Source organism: Brucella ciceri (genome assembly GCF_041930145.1).
GTDB classification, from domain to species: Bacteria; Pseudomonadota; Alphaproteobacteria; order Rhizobiales; family Rhizobiaceae; genus Brucella; species Brucella intermedia.
The window spans coordinates 57,330-74,201 of the sequence record NZ_JBHEEV010000011.1 but is presented as its reverse complement, the minus strand read 5'-3'; the positions used below and the strand labels follow the sequence as shown (position 1 = coordinate 74,201).

Here is a 16,872-nt window from a genome sequence, read left to right as displayed (position 1 = left end):
AATCTCACCATATTCATGACGAACGCCGTAATCTTCCCGGTGTTTTTCGGGGACCAGGGAAAAACGCGTTGACCCGGCCTTGCAGAGCACGGAATTTTTCACCCCGCGATCTCAGCATGTGTTCTTCAAGCGCAGGGATGCCGGAGACATGCACCAGCAGCCAATACATCTGGATCGGAGCAAGCAGCGACAGCCAACTCCATGGCGATCCGGTAATTGCCATCGACGGCCACGCGCACCAGAACAGCCATTCAAAGAAATAGTTGGGATGTCTGGAAAAAGCCCAAAGACCGGTTTCGCAAATTTCTGTTTTGGCTTCTGGAGTCATGCGAAACTGCGCAAGCTGCGCATCAGACAGCGCTTCACCAATCAACGCTATGGCGATGATTGCAACCCCGACCATATCCCCGACATATGGAAAACCGGGGCGACCAACCACAGCGAGATAGACAGTCACAACCAAAATGAAGGCTGCGAGAGCCTGTATCTGCAAAAACCAGAAGAGGCGAACGGATGCGTTTTCGCCCCATTCTTTTATCAGCCTTGCATAACGGGGGTCTTCCCCGTGGCGCATGCTGCGCTTGGCGATGTGAAAGCCAAGGCGAAGAGACCACGCCAGAATGAGGATCAGTATCACTGAACGCCGTTGCCAGGTCGCATCTGCAAACATGACGGCTATGATTGAGCCCGCCCCAACCGAAAACGACCAGATGGCATCGATCCAGCCGCTTTTACCGGTCTTTCGTTCAAGCGCCCAGGCAAATGCCATGATGGCAGACAGGCTGATGGCAACAACTAAGAGCAGACCGGGTTGCATGTCGGACCTTTATTGGAGAGTTTGCTTTTCCGCATGCAATACGTTCTGTTTGTCTGCTTGGTTTCTTAAGCGGCTCAAAAAAATCAAAAAGTTGGGTCGCCGATTGAACCAAACTTCTTCTCAAAACGTAAAACGATGAAAATGCAGCACACACGCAGCCTCAACTCGCGGTGAAGAGAGGGACTATGGATATCACGAACAGTCCGGGCAGCCATAAGCATCTCAGCGTCGCGATCATCGGTAGCGGGATTTCCGGATTGTCTGCTGCATGGCTGCTTTCGCAACGCCACGATGTGACTTTATTTGAAGCATCGGACCGCATTGGCGGTCATAGCAACACCGTCGAATTTGAGAGCGGTCATGGTCCTGTGGCCGTCGATACCGGGTTCATTGTCTATAATGAAGTGACCTATCCCAATCTGACCGCCCTGTTTCGCGCGCTTGAAGTTCCAACCGCCGCGTCGAACATGTCGTTTGCCGTTTCAGTCGGAAACGGCGCTTACGAATATTCCGGCGGTACCCGCCTCGGCCTCTTTTCCCAGCGCTCCAATCTGGTCAGCCCGCGCTTCTGGTCGATGATCCGCGATCTCTTGCGATTTTATCGCAATGCACCAAAAGACCTGAGTATCATGGGCGGTATTTCGCTTGATGATTATCTTGAACGCAATGGTTATGGCCGGGCTTTTCGTGATGATCATCTTTATCCGATGGCGGCAGCGATCTGGTCCACCCCTGCCATGGAAGTCGGGCAATATCCGGCTGCAAGCTTCGTCCGCTTCTGTTGCAATCACGGTCTTCTTGCTCTTCGTGACAGGCCAATCTGGCGTACGGTAACTGGCGGCAGTCGGGAATATCTAAGGCGGATCACAAAGCCCTATGCGGACCGGATCAGGCTCTCAACACCGATCAAATCCGTGCGACGTGCCGAACATTCCGTCGAGTTGATCGACGGAAACGGCATTTCCCATGTGTTCGACGATGTTGTGATTGCCACGCATGCCGATCAGGCTTTGCGGATGTTGGCCGATCGGAGCGGGGATGAAAGCCGCATTCTTGGCGCGTTTCAATATTCACGAAATGAAGCGGTGCTGCACAACGATATTTCACTGATGCCCAATCGTCGTGCGGCGTGGTCCAGTTGGAATTACCTTACCAACGCAGCCACTGGCCCGACGCAACCATCCATTACTTACTGGATGAACCGCCTGCAACCGCTGGGCAACGCGCCTGAGACTTTTGTTACGCTCAATCCTTGTCGTGCACCGCGCGAGGAACTGGTGATCCGTCGCGAGATCTATGAACATCCGATTTTCGACATGGCAACGGATCGTGCGCAGAAAGAAATCTGGTCCTTGCAAGGGCAGCGCCGGACATGGTTTTGCGGCGCGCATTTCGGCTCCGGCTTTCATGAGGACGGTCTTCAGGCCGGTCTCGCCGTGGCAGAAGATCTGGGCGGTATGCGCCGCCCATGGCTGGTCGAGCAGGAAAGTGGGCGCATCGTTCGCCAGAGTTTGACTCTCCGGGAAAGGGCACTGGCATGACCGACAGCTTCCAGTCGGCACTGTTTCCCGGTCATGTGACCCATGCGCGGTTACGACCGAAGGTTCACAAACTGGCCTATAAAATCTACTCGATCCTGCTCGACCTTGATGAACTGGAAGCCCTCGATCGCAAATTGAAGCTGTTTTCACTTGACCGTTTCAATCTGTTTTCTTTCTACAGGAAAGACAGAGGCGATGGATCGGCTCTGCCGCTGCGTAAGCAGGTGGAACATGCCATGGAGGCAGCCGGAATACTGCCTGATGGCGGTGCGATCCGCCTGCTCACTATGCCGCGTATTGCGGGCTGGGCATTTAACCCGCTCAGTGTTTTCTTCTGCTATAATTGTGGCGGTGAGCTTGCGGCAATCCTTTGGGAAGTTGATAATACTTTCCGCCAGCGCCACGGCTATATGATCCCGGTCCATAACTGCGTTAACGGACGCATCGTACAAAGCTGCGACAAGGCTTTTTACGTCTCGCCCTTCATGGACATGAAGCTGCGATATGAGTTTGAAGTCACGCCTCCCGCAGACTGGCTTTCCATCCGGATCAACAGTTTTGACGATGAAGGCCTGCTTTTGACTGCTCGCCATCTGGCGCGCCGGGTTGAATTGAGCGACGCCGCCTTGCTACGCGCCTTTCTTACAATTCCGTTTCTCACCTTGAAAGTGATTGGCGGCATTCACTGGGAGGCGCTGAAAATATGGTTGAAGGGCATCGGTTTACGCAAACGACCCGCAGCGCCTGAGATTTCCATCACATCTGTTCGTAACGAGACCGCCCAGCAGAGGAACAAGGCCGCATGAGCCAGCTCGACGAATATCATCAACTATCGGCATCAAGCCGGACTGAACGACCGGCTTTCAGCCCCTCGGCTATCGTGTTGAAACGGCTGCTGAAGCAGGTTCAGCATGGGCGATTGGTGCTTTCGCTGCCCGACGGTCAGGTCATTGCCGTTAACGGTCGATTGCCCGGACCGGAAGCCAAAATTGCAATTGTTAAATGGAACAGCCTGCGTCGCCTGCTGACGGGCGGGGATATCGGCTTTGCCCAAGCCTATATCGAAGGCGAATGGACATCGCCCCATCTCACATCGGTCATCCGTTTTGCGGCGCGCAATCGCGATACGCTTGTATCCACATTACGCGGATCTGGTTGGACGCGAGCGCTGAACCGTATCGGACATCTGCTCAATGCAAACACGCGTCGCGGCAGCCGGCGCAACATCGAAGCCCACTACGATCTCGGCAATGATTTCTATGCCCGGTGGCTCGACCCTTCGATGCTTTATTCATCAGCGATCTGGACTGAGACGACCCATAGCCTTGAAAGTGCCCAAGAGCAGAAGTTGCAGTATATTTCTGAAAAACTGGCGCTTGAGGGCGGCGAAAGAATTCTGGAGATCGGTTGTGGCTGGGGTGCCTTAGCTGGCTATCTCGCAAACTGTCGTAATGCCCATGTGACAGGAATAACCCTGTCGCCGTCGCAGCTCACCTGGGCAAATGCCGCAGTTGAAAACGTCGGGCTCAGCGAAGCCGTTGACCTTCGCTTGCAGGATTACCGCGATGTCCAGGGCCAGTTCGACCGCATTGTATCAATCGAAATGTTTGAAGCCGTTGGCGAAACCTATTGGCCGGAATATTTCGCAACCCTGAAGCGTTGTCTCAAGCCCGGCGGTCGAGCCGTCCTGCAAGTCATTTCGATAGAAGAAACACGCTACGAAAACTATCGTCGCAAGGCCGATTTCATCCAGAAATTCATCTTTCCGGGAGGCTTTCTGCCGTCGGATAAAGTGCTTGAACGCGACCTTGCAAAGGCCGGTCTGGTTTTAAAGGAGACCGAGCATTTCGGCCGTTCCTATGCGCTTACGCTTGCCGAATGGCGTCAGCGCTTTATCGCCAACTGGCCTGAAATCGAGAAGCTTGGATTTGACGATAAATTCCGGCGGCTTTGGGAATACTACCTTTGCTATTGCGAAGGTGGGTTCGAGGAAGGAGCAATCAACGTTGGGCTCTACACGATTGAACATGCTTAGACTCCACACCTACTAACGAAGGAAGCGTCGATGAAATGGATACTGACGGTCGGCACGATGATGGTGTTGTTTCCTTTCTCGGCGCAGCCGGCTGAGATCAACGGTAACTGGGCGCGCGGAGATGGCAACGCGCGGGTGAGAGTTGTGGGATGCGGCAAGGATCTCTGCGCGACCAACACCTGGATCAAGCCCGGAACACCAAAAGAGAAAACCGGCGACCGGCTGGTGATGAGCATTAACGAAACTGCGGACGGGCAATATTCTGGTACGGCTTTCGATCCGCAACGCAACCTGACCTACAAGATCAGGGTGAAAGTCGACGGCGACACTATGACGACCAATGGCTGCGTTCTGGCTAGCCTCCTGTGTCGCAATGTGGGCTGGACCCGCATCAAGTAAGAGAGCGAGCTATCGATGAAAGATTATCTCATAGCCTATTTAGTGACAGCGGTTGCATTTCTGGCAATCGACTCCGTTTGGTTGTCCAACATGGCGAACGTGTTTTACCGCCCTGTCATGGGTGACATGCTTGCGCCGGGTTTTCGTCTCGCACCAGCTGTCGTTTTCTATGTGATTTTCGTGTTTGGACTGGTTTTCTTCGCGGTCAAGCCCGGACTTCTGGCCGGTAGTGGTACAGTCACACTCGTTCACGGGGCGCTTCTCGGATTTGTCGCTTATGCGACTTATGATCTGACCAATCAGGCCACTTTGAAAAACTGGTCATGGACCCTGACAATCGCAGACATGGTCTGGGGCACTCTCCTGTCTACCGCGTCAGCCTATGTTGGCTATTGTGTTACGTCACGGATCAGCGGCTAGGTTGGAGTAAGAATATGCAAAAATGGGGTCTTCTGGCCGCCGTCGTCCTCGTCATCATTGTCGTAGGAATGGCAATCGGTATCGGTTTCCCGCCGGGCGAATGGTATGCAGCGCTTCAAAAACCTTGGTTTACCCCGCCTAACGCTGCCTTTGGCCCCATGTGGACGATACTTTATATCTTCATTGCCACTGCAGGCTGGCGCACATGGATAAACGATCGTGGTTGGCAGCGGCGCGGACCGTGGTTTGGCCAGATGGTATTGAACTTCCTCTGGACGCCTATTTTCTTCGGCGCTCACATGACCGTGCTGGGGCTTGTCGTAATCATCGGCGTCTGGCTTTGCGTGCTTTTGTTTATCATTCGCGCATGGCGACCAGATCGCATCTCGGCACTGCTATTCGTGCCTTACCTCATATGGCTGTCGCTGGCGACAGCATTGAATGCGGCAATTGTCGTGTTGAACTAATGAAAAAGGCGGCAAATATGCCGCCTTTCTTTAGATGCCGATCAATGGCTGCATGAGCCGCATAAGCCAGCTCTGGAATTTGAGCGGTGCGTCAGTCACCGCAAGACAGATGCAATCGCCATCCGATGAGGCAATCGGTTGATGCACGAGATCAGCATCCGCTTCCTCAATATCGCCGCGCGCAAAAAGCCCGGTTCCATCATGGAAACTGCCGCTCAACACCAATGTCAGTTCGCGACCGCCATGCCCATGTTCTGGCACCGGCTTTCCTGCGGGAATTCGCAAAAGTCGAACCTGCGTTTCGCTGTCTCGAGTTTCAATTGACACCTGATAGGCACCCCGGCCAAGCGATTTCCATTTCAGCTCCGGCAAATCGCCACCGACGTAGGATCGCAGTGGTTCCGGTATCACGGCAGGCTGCTTTATCTCGAAGCGCGGTGCCGAAGGTTCCCTTGATTGCGGTGTCTTCTGCAACCTGTCCTTGAAACTATCCCATGTGGATACTTCGAGTTTCTGCGGCTCACCCGCGTCAAGAAGCTGTCCGCCAATCTGTTCAAACTGCTTGAGCCTTGAACGGCAGGCCGGGCAGAGCGCAAGATGAGTGGCGACTGCGATGCTCCAACCCTCGGCCAACGTGCCTGCAGCATAGCCTGAAAGGAGTTCGTCGCTCAAATGATGCTTGATATCCATCAGTGCGCTCCCGAATTATCGAGCGCTGCGCGCAATTTGTTGAATGCCAGCCGCAGGCGGGATTTAACCGTACCAAGCGGGAGGTTCAGCTTCTTTGCGATGGCGCTATGCGTGCGTTCCTCGAAATAAGCGAGTTCAAGCAAGACAGATTGCTCCTTCGGCAAGTCGGCCATTGCAGCGCGCAACTGGCTGGCGGATTGCCGCTCGGCAATACTCAGGTCAGCGAGCTGTTCCTCATCGGGCACAAAGGCCGGATCGGTTGGGTCGAACTCCGGGCGCCGGGCGCGTCGCACTGCATCGATGCGCTGGTTTCGTGCAATGGTGAAAATCCAGGTGGACAAGGCTCCTTTGGCAACATCGAACTGATCTGCCTTGTTCCAGACCGCAATCATAGTCTCTTGCATTAATTCTTCCGCTGTTTGCGTATCAGCAGACAGTTTGGCCATATAAGCCTTCACCCGGGGTGCGAAATGCTTGAAAATCACCTCGAAAGCGTCCACGTCGCGTCGGGAACTGACCGCCAGCATCAATTCTTCCATTGAAGGCTGATCTTCAGTTGCGGTCTGTCCATTCATCCGTATTAAACCCCATCCGCTCAGAAGTAGCGAAGTCAGAACCTGTAAATTAATGCTGAGCTTCCATGTGCCACTATTGCGAGAGGAACGAAAATTTTGTGTTCATCAGCATTATACGCAACCAGATTTAAACTGGATCACACCAGATTTCAAATGTTGGGGGTCAGCGCACGCAGCACTCTCGAACTCTGCCTTTTCAACACTAAATCATGCATCAGCTGAGTTAATTCTAGCCGGCGCGAAGCCTTATCGAAAACGCACTCAAACACGGCGCACAGGACATGCCTGCTGGAGGTGATTTAGAAAGTCGTTTTACGTGCATCTTCTCTCGGGACTGCCAGATTCAGATTTGAATGACGGAAACTGGCGCACGGATTTCCTCCACAATACCGTCGGTGAGGGATAGGGGTGACTTCTATTACTCATAAATATATGTCGTTGAGAGCGATAGAAACGGGAAGCCTCTTAGTCTTGATTGAGTTCGCGCGCCACAGCAGCCTGCTGGCTACTATCCATTGACCGCATATCGACCACAAGAGCGGCAGCCTGTGCATTGTGGTCCTTGCTGTCTGCATTGCTGAAGTTTTTTGATGATGGTGCTGGCGATGACGCTTGTTCCGATGATTGGGCTGGACAAAACGCAGTTCCTCACTTGCCGCAACCCAAAAGACTGCGTTCACCGTCGTCCCGCACAGCAGGCGGGCAGCTGTTCCGACGTCCACCCGCCTGACGGGCTGCGCCGCTATCAGCCTGCCTATCGTTTGCTTTGTCACTTCCACGCAAGCGTTCTGGGTCGACCACTGCGTCGGATCTCTAAGAAAAGCATGTTCAACGAACGAGGCGGTGCGGCGCATCCGAGGATCGAGCGCCATTTCAACCTATATCGCGCCTTCCAGCAGTAAGGCTTCACATTCGTTCGGCACGCTTATCGCCGCCTGCTGCGCGCGCAGTGCCACTTTTAAGTCGACTGGAGCGACGATCACTGCCAGCAAACCCTTCTTGTCACCGACATTATGATAGAGCGTCCCTCGTGCAAGCCCGGCATCTGCAGTCAAACTGCGAGGAAATTTCAGAGGAGCAGGTCATCGCACATCTCTTGACGTGACGGGGAATAGGCAGCGCTTCACCAAAATCTGCTTACTTGCTCATTAATTATCATCCATACCGTTCTGCTTGAGTTCGGCAAACTTGATGGCCATCGTTGGATTTCCGCGGGTGAGCCGTTTGACCGTCAGGTCTTCCGCCTTGTCGTTTGCAAGCCGCAAGTTATTGGCAGACTTGTGAAGCGCTTCCTTCGTTTTCTCCAGATCCTTGATGGCTTCGTCGATGCGTTTGACTGCTTCCTCAAAGCCATCTGAAGCCAGACGCCAGTTGCGCCCGAATGCGGCTTTGAAGTCGTCAAGCTGGGATTCGAAGTTTGTGATGTCGACATTTTGTGCCTTCACCAGTGCCAGCTCATTCTTGTAGTGGAGCGAGTTCATCGCCGCATTGCGCAGCAGCGTGATAATCGGGATGAAAAACTGCGGTCGCACGACGTACATTTTCGGATAGCGGTGGGATACGTCAATGATCCCGGTGTTGTAGAGCTCATTCTCAGGCTCAAGCAACGAGACCAGAACGGCGTATTCACAGCCTTTCGCGCTCCGGTCCTTGTCTAATTCCCTGAGAAAGTCTTCGTTCTTCTTCTTGGTAGCCGTCTCGTCATTTTCGTTCTTCATCTCGAACATGATCGAGACGATTTCAGAACCTGCATCATCCCTCTCGCGGAAGATGAAGTCCCCCTTGCTACCGTTGCGCGCGTCGTTATCCTTCTCAAAATACGCGCGGGGGAAAGCGGTCGCACGAATGCGGTCAAACTCGATTGAGCAGTGCTGCTCCAGCGTCTCGCCGACCATTTTTGTCGATAGTTTCGCTTTCATATCCCTCAGACGCTCGATTGCGTCGTTGCGATCCTTCAGCTGCGTTTCGTATTTGTCCCTAAGTGCAGTTTCAGCAAGCTGCTTTTCGAGCGTGATCCGAGCAAGTCCATTCTTCAGTTCGTCACGCTCTTTCTCAACTGTTATGACGGCTTCGGTAACCGCGAGCTTCTGCGAAAGCGCCCCCGCATCGAGCCTGGCCTTCAGGCTCTGGATCTCCGCGTCTTTAGTAGCGGCTATTTTCTGTAGTTCGGCAATAAGCGTCGCCTGGGCCAGTTTTGATGCAGTTTCTTGCTCCCTTCTTGCTTTCTCAAGCTCATACAAAAGAGTATCGCGTTGTTTTTCGACAGCACCCAGCGCCTCAGCAACTGCGAGTTTCTGCGCGACTTCACCGGATTCAAGTCTCGCCCTCAGTTCCTGGATTTCAGAATCCTTGGCTGCGGCAGTCTTCTGCAGTTCATTGGCAACTTTAGCCTGTGCAAGCTCAACAGCGTTACGCTTGTCCTGATCAGCCAACTCCAAGCGCTCATGCAGCTGTTTCTCGAAATCACTGTCACGCACCTGCCTCAGTATATCGGCATAGCCCGTCTCATCAATTTTGAATGCCTTGTTGCAATGCGGGCAGATGATTTCATTCATGATTATTTCCATTCGCCTTGGCCAGACGCTCTTGGACAAACTCCCGGAGCTTCTGTTGATCCGTCATCTTGTGAACGATCACTGTCTGCGCGGTCAAGGTTGTTTACGGTTGCTTAACAAGCCTGCGGTCTAGCGAACCGAACACCCCGGCTTAGATCAGCCACGCTACAAACATGAAGCAGTGCTCGCCGACTACACAGAAGGCCGATTGTTGGTCAAACGGCTGTACCAACGCACGGATAGGCATCCGGCTTGCCTGAAATTTCAACTGTCGGCTTTAAACCAATAAATATGTCGCGGCCTGCTGGTCGAAGCCAACAATACGCTTACCTTCGTCGAAGGCAGTCAGCAGCTGTTGGCGAAGCGACACCCTTGCATTCATTGCAGCCGCCGGATCAATTGCAAGCAGGTGATCGATATCGCCCGGTATTTTCACGCGTCGAGCATCTGCGGGAAACTCAAGTTTCTGGCCGCGAGATCGAGCTTCTACACGCAGATCGTCCAATTGCCAGTCAGCCACGATTCGGTCCGAAGGCAAGCCAGAATTGATGCCGACCATTGGGCCGTAATAGTCGATATGATAAGTGGACGATGTGGCCCCAAGGCTCGCAATGTTCAGACTGGCGTTGACCGCCCGGATCGGATCATAGGTCCAGCGCACATGCGTAATGCCTCTCGCAAGGCACCAATCGCGCTGGAACCACTTCATCCGCGCGCCAAGTTTCAAGCCTCTTGCTTCCGGAAGAACCGCCAGACGGTGAGAATGCTGAACGCCCGGCGTTGCACTTGGGAAACCAAAGATGAAGCCAATCATCTTCCCGCCATCGAACGCTCCGGCAACAAGGCCGCCTTCGTGCTGGATTGCAAGCAACAGGTCTGAGGCATCGACAGGATCGTCCTCTCCCCACACCAGCCGCTGAACGGTCTCCGAATCCTTCATCTCGTGGAGAGAGGCGAGCTCGCGGACCAATATTACGCTCATGCGACGAAATCCTCACGGTGGCTGGTGACCGTATCGAGAAATGCATGGTCCAACGTCACACCGATACCCGGACCGTTCTTGGGAACGGCCATTCGTCCATTTTCAGCTTCCAGCGGCTCGTTGACAATATCGCGCGGGAAATAGCGGCTGGCGGATGATGTGTCCCCCGGTTTGGTGAAATTCGGCAGGGTGGACAGATGAATATTGTGGGCCCGGCCAATGCCTGCTTCAAGCATCCCGCCGCACCATACAGGTACATCGAAGGCTGCGCAAACATCGTGAATCGCGCGTGACGTACTATGTCCACCGACCCGACCCACCTTGATATTTATGACACGGCAAGCTCCTGCGACAAGCGCCTTGCGCGCATCCACCGAAGACCGAATGCTCTCGTCCAGGCAGATGGCAGTCAGCAGCTTTTCCTGCACATGGACATGGTCGCTAATGTCATCGAAAGCCAGGGGTTGTTCGATATAATCGAGTGCGAAAGCATCCATTGCTTTCAGAAGAGGCAAGTCGGAAAGCCGGTAGTCCGTATTGGCATCAACTGTCAGCTTGGCATCTGGGAAACGCTCGCGGACCGCCTGAATCATTGCGAGATCATGACCGCGCCTGATCTTCAGCTTAACGCGCTTGTAACCGGCATCGAGCGAGGCCGCGACCCGGTCAATCGTCGTTGGAATATCGGCAATCCCAAGGCTGACACCCACATCGATAGCATCGCGAACGCCGCCAAGCGCAACGCTCAATGGCAGGTTCAGTGCTTTCGCCCAAAGGTCCCACACGGCCATTTCAACCATGGCCTTGCTCATTCTATGCCCGCGCCACGGATCAAGAATTGCGGACAGATCCGCCGGACCGGAGAAGCGTTTCCCAACGATCTGTGGCAGCAGGACGTCCCGCAGGAAAGAGAGCGAACCGGAGATAGTCTCCTCCAGATAATCCGGCAACGGATCCATCACGCCTTCGGCGTATCCTTCCAGTCCTCCAGATCGCAGGGTGAGGACCGGAATGATCTTTTCAGTCATTGTTCCGGTGGAAATCACGAAAGGCACGAGCAGCGGCAAACGTATGACACGTATTTCAGCCGCCTCGATTTTTAACCCGGCGAAGATTGGCGCTGCGTGCATCGGACACCCCATCCATGAGTACAAATGATCAATCTGGTCCAGGAGTTCGATGGTGACGAAACGTCATCCTGATTGTTCCCCTCTACCGAATTAAATTCCCTGTTCGCTGTCAAAAGTCCAATAGTTTCACCAGCACACTTAGTGATGTTGATCCGGCAGTGTGTCCAGGGGGAAAATCGGACGCCGCACGCGAGCATAAGTCCGTCTCGACAGGTCAGGCGAGCTCAGGCCACCAGCATCGGTGACAAGGATCTGTGTCGCAATCGCGCCGAACGCCCCTTTGAAATGCTGCATTGATTTGACCGCCAGAATGGATTTTTCTTTCGGCTCGATGCCGACGATACGAAAAATGTTCTGGTCCAGCATCTGCATGCGTTCCGACACAATCATGATATCGATCCCCTCGACGCGGAGGCACACGGCTTTTCCGGTTGTGCCGGGCAAACCCGTAAACATCGGCCCCTCAAAGACGAAGGCACCGTCGCTGACCGACATGACACGACCTGTCACGGTCAAAGGACCGCCACCGACTGATGGATCAGATTTGCCGCCGATCGTTACCGTAACAGTCTCTCCTATCGCCTTGGCTGCAATCTCCGCCACCGCTTCGGGGTCGAGAATCGCGCCTGCGGCAGCATTGGTCACACCTGCCTGAAGCATCGCTGCAATGAGCGCAGTGCAATCGCTATAGGCCCCCGAACCGGGATTATCGGAAAAATCAGCGACGACAATCGTGCCTTCGGCCCCTCGGGCCTCCTTCAATTGCCGAATACATTCATCGAGAGGTATCGGCTGCGACCACTGATCCTTATAAGCCCAGATTTCATCGCACATCTTGTCCGCGACATCGCAAGCGGTTTGTCGGCTAACGCGTTTACAGTCGAAGGTGACGATCACACTCGGGCCCGCCGCCCAGACATCAGCATCGGTAAAACCGGCATTGACCGCCACATTAAGGATTCCCGGTTGTTGCATCTCACCGTATGCACTTTCGAGCAGGCGGCACATGGGACCGTTATCTGTTGTGCGACCATCATCACAACCAAGAAGCATTGGTGGGCGCCCAATGGCCAGCGCAGGTTCGATTTCCCCTTTCATGGCTTGATCCAGCAACGAACAGGCCTCTACTCCGACCTCACTCATATCGATATGAGGATAAGTCCGGAATGAAACTGCGATCTGCGCCAGATCAGCCAATTCATCAAAAATGTTCGCGTGAAGGTCCAGGGTGATGGCGATCGGCACAGCGTAACCAACCACCGACCGGATCTCCCGAAGGAACTGGCTGTCGCCATCCTGATCGGTCTCCGTCACCATGGCACCATGCAGAGCAACAAATATGCCGTCAAAAGGTCCGGCTTCCTTCAGCCGCCGCAGGCACTCGCCGGTGATTTCCTGACGCGCAGTTTCAAGCACCGGTCCGTTAGGTTCCGCATGGGCTGCGGTGATATAAACAGGCGTCCAGCTCTTTTCGTCCGCAACCTTTATCGCGCCACCGACCTCTGAGCCGGTGCCTCGGAAATTGGCTGGAATCTCATCGCCCTTGAAATAATGCGACGCCCGAAAATCACTGATGCTCGTGCGATTTTGCGTGAAGGTATTACTTTCATTGATGAGTTCAATGATCGCAACGCGATAGGACACGGATGGACCTTTCTTTTGTCGGCGAAGACCACTCTGTGTTGGTCGAAACGAAATGGCTGACCTGACAATGCCACACGCAGTGAGCACCTGATCTGATGTGGTGTCTCAAATCAGGTACTCTGGGTGGCAATGGGAGCAAACTACTTCGCGAAGATTTCACTCGCGAATTTCGGCTTTTCCCTGATGTCGAAATCAAAGTACCTGGCACTGATCTTGTCGTAGCTACCGTCTCGGATGATCTCCGCAAGCGCCTTGTTGACGCGCGTTCGCAGTTCAACGTCATCCTTGCGGAAGGCCATTCCGGCACCCAGAGTTCCATCCAGAAGGAACTCGTTGCCGACAAATTCGCAGCAATCTGCACCCTTCTTAATCCAATCGCTGAGAGCGAACTTGGATTCCAGCAAGAGGTCAATGCGGCCATTCTCGATATCCAGGAAGGCTTCTTCAAGTGTCGGATAGAGCTTCACCTCATTATTGGGGAAAAAGCGCTGCAAAGCATCGAATGCGATAGAGCCTGTCTGGGTGCCTATGACCTTTCCCTTGGCACTTTCCGGCGTCACATCCTTGAGGCCAAGCTCCTTCAAAGCAACAAACCGCATGGTGTTGTAATAATAGGGATCGGAGAAGCTGACCTGCTGCATACGCGATTCAGTAATAGCCATTGACGAAGCCATGATGTCGAACTTCTTTGACTGAAGCGCCGGAATAATCCCGCTCCACTCGTTAGCGCTCCATACGCAATCAGCTTTCAGCTTCTCACAGATCGCATTGCCGACGTCGATATCAAAGCCTTTGAGCTGCCCGCTCGGGTCCAGATAATTGAAGGGGGCATAAGCACCTTCAGCTCCCATGCGGATTTCTTCAGCGTGGGCCGGAAGCGCGCCACATACGGCAACAAGAGCAGCAACAATTCCCATTTTAGCTTGCGTAAGCACGTTTCGTTCTCCTTTTATACGCCGTTGTCCGGTACATCTGAGATGCTCTCTGAAGTGCGAGACCAGAACCAAATGATACCCAAGGGCGTTTTTTGTTTATTGACGATTATGCTTGTGCCGTGGGTCGATCAATGCAAAAGAACTATTCAATGGTATTAGAAAAATTCATGACGATATGACTTCAAGGGCGAAGCGGCGAAAACTCCCAAGCTTGAAAGCCTTAAGGGCTTTTGAGGCCGTTTCACATTGCCAAAGCTTCACTGCCGCCGCAGAAGAGCTTGCAGTCAGTCAGGGCGCTGTGAGCCATCAAATCAAACTCCTGGAACAGTCGTTGGGTTGTCAGTTGCTTATTCGCGGCTCGCGCGGTGTATCCGTTACCGCAGAAGGCGCGCTGCTGCTGGAGGTTTGTGCTCGCGCATTTGATGAAATCGGCGCAGTTGCGACGCTGATCGGACAGGACAACAAGACCAAAATCCTCCGGGTTCGCGCCGGTCCTTTTTTCGCAATGGAAGTGATCGCGAGCAGGATTGCTGGCTTCTTGAAGCAAAATCCAGGCATCCAGCTTCACCTGAATAATATCGACATAGATTCCATCGCTCAGGATACAGAAGACGCACAGATAAAATATTGTCTGCATCCGCCAGCAGGCATGTACAACATCGAACTTCTAAAAGAAAAACTGGTACCTGTCTGCAGTCCCTTACTTCTGGCCAATGTGGCAAATCCAGAAGATCTTCTCGTGGACCCTGGCATTCCTCGCTTGCATTATCGGGACGTAAAGGACTGGAAAAGATGGATATCCCACCACGGATTTGATGATCTAACCGCCAATTCAAACCTCTTTTTTGACGACCAACACACATTGTTGGCGGCTGCTCGTTCCGGACAGGGCATCGGTTTTTCTCATCGACCTCTGGTCAAAAACGACGTGGAGCGCGGAAGCCTGTGTATTGTGTCCGAGCGCTATTTCGAGCCCGAGGAATCCTACAAGTTTATATGCTCCCAAGAAAACATTGCCACCAACCAGGCGCTGCAGCTTTTTCGCGACTGGCTCGTCAACGAAGTGTCGACCATCTGTTAGTTAAACATTTGATCCCAGATGGAGAGAGGTAACAGATTTAAACGTGTCGGGCGTTTGGTCATGCTCAGAGGTTTTCCTTGTGAAATGGCGTCAGTTTCGCCAACGCCTTTCCGCCCGGTTTCCGGCTTGTCTTAAACATCGTAGTGCAACCAACGCTCAACGGCGACCAATACGCAGAGAGGTTCGACTATTGCAATATCTCCAAATGGCACGGCGGACAGGCGTAGAGGCTATTAGCGCGAGAAACCCAGTCCTCCATCGCAGCTTAATCGCCAGAGAGCTATGCATCTACTTTAATGATCAAGTCCTATCCTTGTTTATATTGCATTGTTTATGTGGTCGGTTGGCAATGAAGTCGTTGCTGATATATAAAGCTGCAACGTAGTAGCTAACTGCGAAACAGGGGGCCAGTAATGGGGCATAATTTTTCTAAAACCAGATCTTCGCAAAACCAGGTTTTACCGCGTGCTCGAAAATCATTTTGGTTTGCTTCAACTGCATTTGTTCCCAACGTTTTTCTCATTGCCCTCCTCCCCATACAGGTATTGCTTATTAGTCCAGGTGGGGTCACACCATCCTGGGCTGGCATATGTAGCCCGAGCGATTTTACGGGCTGTGGTGCGCCAGGCGGCCTTGGTGTCCCCGGGCGCAGCGGCGACGGAGGGGTCGGCAATGGCCAAGGGGGCGGTTCCAGTCACATCGATAATAATGGCGTAACGCAACAGGACTCCGGCAATTGGGGCGCAGACGGGGCCGGAGGATCCGGCGCACAAGGAGATGGAGGTCTGCCCGCTGATGGAGGCGGACCGGGTTTCATCACATCTGCAGATGGCACTGTTACTTTAACGAGAGTGCAGACGTAACGTATTCTTTGGCGCATCTGTCATGCGGATTTCAGGCACGTGATTTCGCGCCACATGTCAGTGGCGGCTTGTCGTAACTCACGATGATCGGCGGCATTGAATTGGTTTCCGGGGAAATAATTTAGGTTGTAGATCGGATCATGTATCGACGTGAAATTTTGCACATGTCGCGCCGATTTAAAGCGCTTCATAACCCGCTCTCGTCGTCGGATCGGCTGATGCGAATTCTCTGCCCGATTGTTCAAACCCTTATGCTGGCGATGATCGCAAACGCTAAGTCCCATCGTTCGTTTGGCAGCGCCATATGATCGTAGTTTATCGGTGACCATGATCCGGGGTGCACAGCCCTGTGCAGAGAGAAGCTTGCGCATGAAGCGCTTGGCGGCCTTGGTATTACGGCGTTTCTGGACCAGAACATCCAAAACAAAACCATCCTGATCAACTGCTCGCCAAAGAATGTGATGCTCACTTTTGATAGATATTACACATTCATCCAGGTGCCATTTATCGCCAAGCCGCGGTGTGCGGCGACGGATATTACTGGCATAAGCACGTGCGAATTTCTCCGCCCATTCGTACACGGTCTTATATGTGACGAAGATGCCACGATAAGCCAGCATGTCTTCAACCATGCGAAAGCTTAGCGGAAAGCGGAAATACAACCACACCGCCTCTGCAATAATCTCAGATGGATAACGATGGCGGCGGTAAAGCGAAGAACGAGGTTCGGTCATCACC

The 16,872-nt window shown here is 53.3% G+C and carries 18 protein-coding genes; 7 read left to right on the top strand and 11 right to left on the bottom strand.

The genetic code is table 11. The features are described 5' to 3' along the window. Positions 1-13: 13 nt before the first annotated feature. Positions 14-817: a DUF1295 domain-containing protein gene (locus JNC63_RS18640; protein WP_006469991.1), complete on the bottom strand. Its 804-nt coding sequence runs from the start codon at positions 815-817 to the stop codon at positions 14-16. Positions 818-1,002: 185 nt separating this feature from the next. Here JNC63_RS18640 and JNC63_RS18635 point away from each other — a divergent pair, with 185 nt between their 5' ends. Genes JNC63_RS18635 through JNC63_RS18610 form a run of 6 tightly spaced genes read left to right on the top strand, consistent with a single transcriptional unit; the run spans position 1,003 to position 5,679 of the window. Next, positions 1,003-2,358 carry an NAD(P)/FAD-dependent oxidoreductase gene (locus JNC63_RS18635; protein WP_006471167.1) on the top strand — a complete coding sequence of 452 codons (1,356 nt, stop codon included), beginning with the start codon at positions 1,003-1,005 and terminating at the stop codon, positions 2,356-2,358. After that, on the top strand, positions 2,355-3,164 hold the full coding sequence (locus JNC63_RS18630) for a DUF1365 domain-containing protein (protein ID WP_006471166.1): 810 nt from the start codon (positions 2,355-2,357) through the stop codon (positions 3,162-3,164). Before JNC63_RS18635 ends, JNC63_RS18630 begins: the two co-directional genes overlap by 4 nt. Then, a complete protein-coding gene (locus tag JNC63_RS18625; RefSeq protein ID WP_006469989.1) occupies positions 3,161-4,393 on the top strand; it encodes an SAM-dependent methyltransferase in 1,233 nt (410 codons plus the stop codon). The genes JNC63_RS18630 and JNC63_RS18625 overlap by 4 nt, the downstream gene beginning before the upstream one ends. 30 nt (positions 4,394-4,423) lie before the next feature. Then, positions 4,424-4,792 carry a DUF2147 domain-containing protein gene (locus tag JNC63_RS18620; protein ID WP_006469988.1) on the top strand — a complete coding sequence of 123 codons (369 nt, stop codon included), beginning with the start codon at positions 4,424-4,426 and terminating at the stop codon, positions 4,790-4,792. A gap of 15 nt (positions 4,793-4,807) precedes the next feature. Beyond that, the gene (locus tag JNC63_RS18615) at positions 4,808-5,212 is read left to right on the top strand and encodes a DUF2177 family protein (protein ID WP_006469987.1); all 405 of its coding nucleotides are present in this window, start codon (positions 4,808-4,810) and stop codon (positions 5,210-5,212) included. Positions 5,213-5,226: 14 nt separating this feature from the next. Continuing rightward, a complete protein-coding gene (locus JNC63_RS18610; protein ID WP_006471165.1) occupies positions 5,227-5,679 on the top strand; it encodes a TspO/MBR family protein in 453 nt (150 codons plus the stop codon). 30 nt (positions 5,680-5,709) lie between these two features. On the opposite strand, the gene JNC63_RS18605 is transcribed toward JNC63_RS18610, so the two are convergent. The 9 genes from JNC63_RS18605 to JNC63_RS18565 all read right to left on the bottom strand — a co-directional run bounded on the left by JNC63_RS18605 (position 5,710) and on the right by JNC63_RS18565 (position 14,262). After that, positions 5,710-6,369, bottom strand: a complete 660-nt coding sequence (locus JNC63_RS18605) for a ChrR family anti-sigma-E factor (RefSeq protein WP_006469985.1) — start codon at positions 6,367-6,369, stop codon at positions 5,710-5,712. Next, a complete protein-coding gene (locus JNC63_RS18600; protein ID WP_063620341.1) occupies positions 6,369-6,908 on the bottom strand; it encodes a sigma-70 family RNA polymerase sigma factor in 540 nt (179 codons plus the stop codon). Before JNC63_RS18600 ends, JNC63_RS18605 begins: the two co-directional genes overlap by 1 nt. Before the next feature lie 458 nt (positions 6,909-7,366). Then, a complete protein-coding gene (locus JNC63_RS18595; protein WP_368649847.1) occupies positions 7,367-7,798 on the bottom strand; it encodes a TetR family C-terminal domain-containing protein in 432 nt (143 codons plus the stop codon). A gap of 24 nt (positions 7,799-7,822) precedes the next feature. After that, positions 7,823-7,999: a hypothetical protein gene (locus JNC63_RS18590; RefSeq protein ID WP_006469982.1), complete on the bottom strand. Its 177-nt coding sequence runs from the start codon at positions 7,997-7,999 to the stop codon at positions 7,823-7,825. Positions 8,000-8,092: 93 nt separating this feature from the next. Further along, the gene (locus tag JNC63_RS18585) at positions 8,093-9,499 is read right to left on the bottom strand and encodes a DUF2130 domain-containing protein (RefSeq protein ID WP_006471162.1); all 1,407 of its coding nucleotides are present in this window, start codon (positions 9,497-9,499) and stop codon (positions 8,093-8,095) included. 277 nt (positions 9,500-9,776) lie between these two features. Beyond that, positions 9,777-10,469, bottom strand: coding sequence for a GNAT family N-acetyltransferase (locus JNC63_RS18580; protein WP_235691699.1), 693 nt, complete (start codon positions 10,467-10,469; stop codon positions 9,777-9,779). Positions 10,470-10,477: 8 nt separating this feature from the next. Further along, positions 10,478-11,611, bottom strand: a complete 1,134-nt coding sequence (gene menC / locus JNC63_RS18575; protein ID WP_006471161.1) for an o-succinylbenzoate synthase — start codon at positions 11,609-11,611, stop codon at positions 10,478-10,480. Positions 11,612-11,749: 138 nt separating this feature from the next. Further along, the gene (locus JNC63_RS18570; RefSeq protein ID WP_039853460.1) at positions 11,750-13,255 is read right to left on the bottom strand and encodes a M81 family metallopeptidase; all 1,506 of its coding nucleotides are present in this window, start codon (positions 13,253-13,255) and stop codon (positions 11,750-11,752) included. A 140-nt stretch (positions 13,256-13,395) separates the two neighbouring features. Continuing rightward, positions 13,396-14,262 (bottom strand): ABC transporter substrate-binding protein, encoded by an 867-nt coding sequence (locus JNC63_RS18565; RefSeq protein WP_006469977.1) that lies wholly within the window; start codon positions 14,260-14,262, stop codon positions 13,396-13,398. A 103-nt stretch (positions 14,263-14,365) separates the two neighbouring features. Between JNC63_RS18565 and JNC63_RS18560 the strand changes: the two genes are divergently transcribed. Further along, positions 14,366-15,271, top strand: a complete 906-nt coding sequence (locus JNC63_RS18560) for a LysR family transcriptional regulator (protein WP_031353006.1) — start codon at positions 14,366-14,368, stop codon at positions 15,269-15,271. A gap of 883 nt (positions 15,272-16,154) precedes the next feature. On the opposite strand, the gene JNC63_RS18555 is transcribed toward JNC63_RS18560, so the two are convergent. Next, a complete protein-coding gene (locus JNC63_RS18555) occupies positions 16,155-16,868 on the bottom strand; it encodes an IS6 family transposase (protein ID WP_006471532.1) in 714 nt (237 codons plus the stop codon). Between the last annotated feature and the right edge of the window lie 4 nt (positions 16,869-16,872).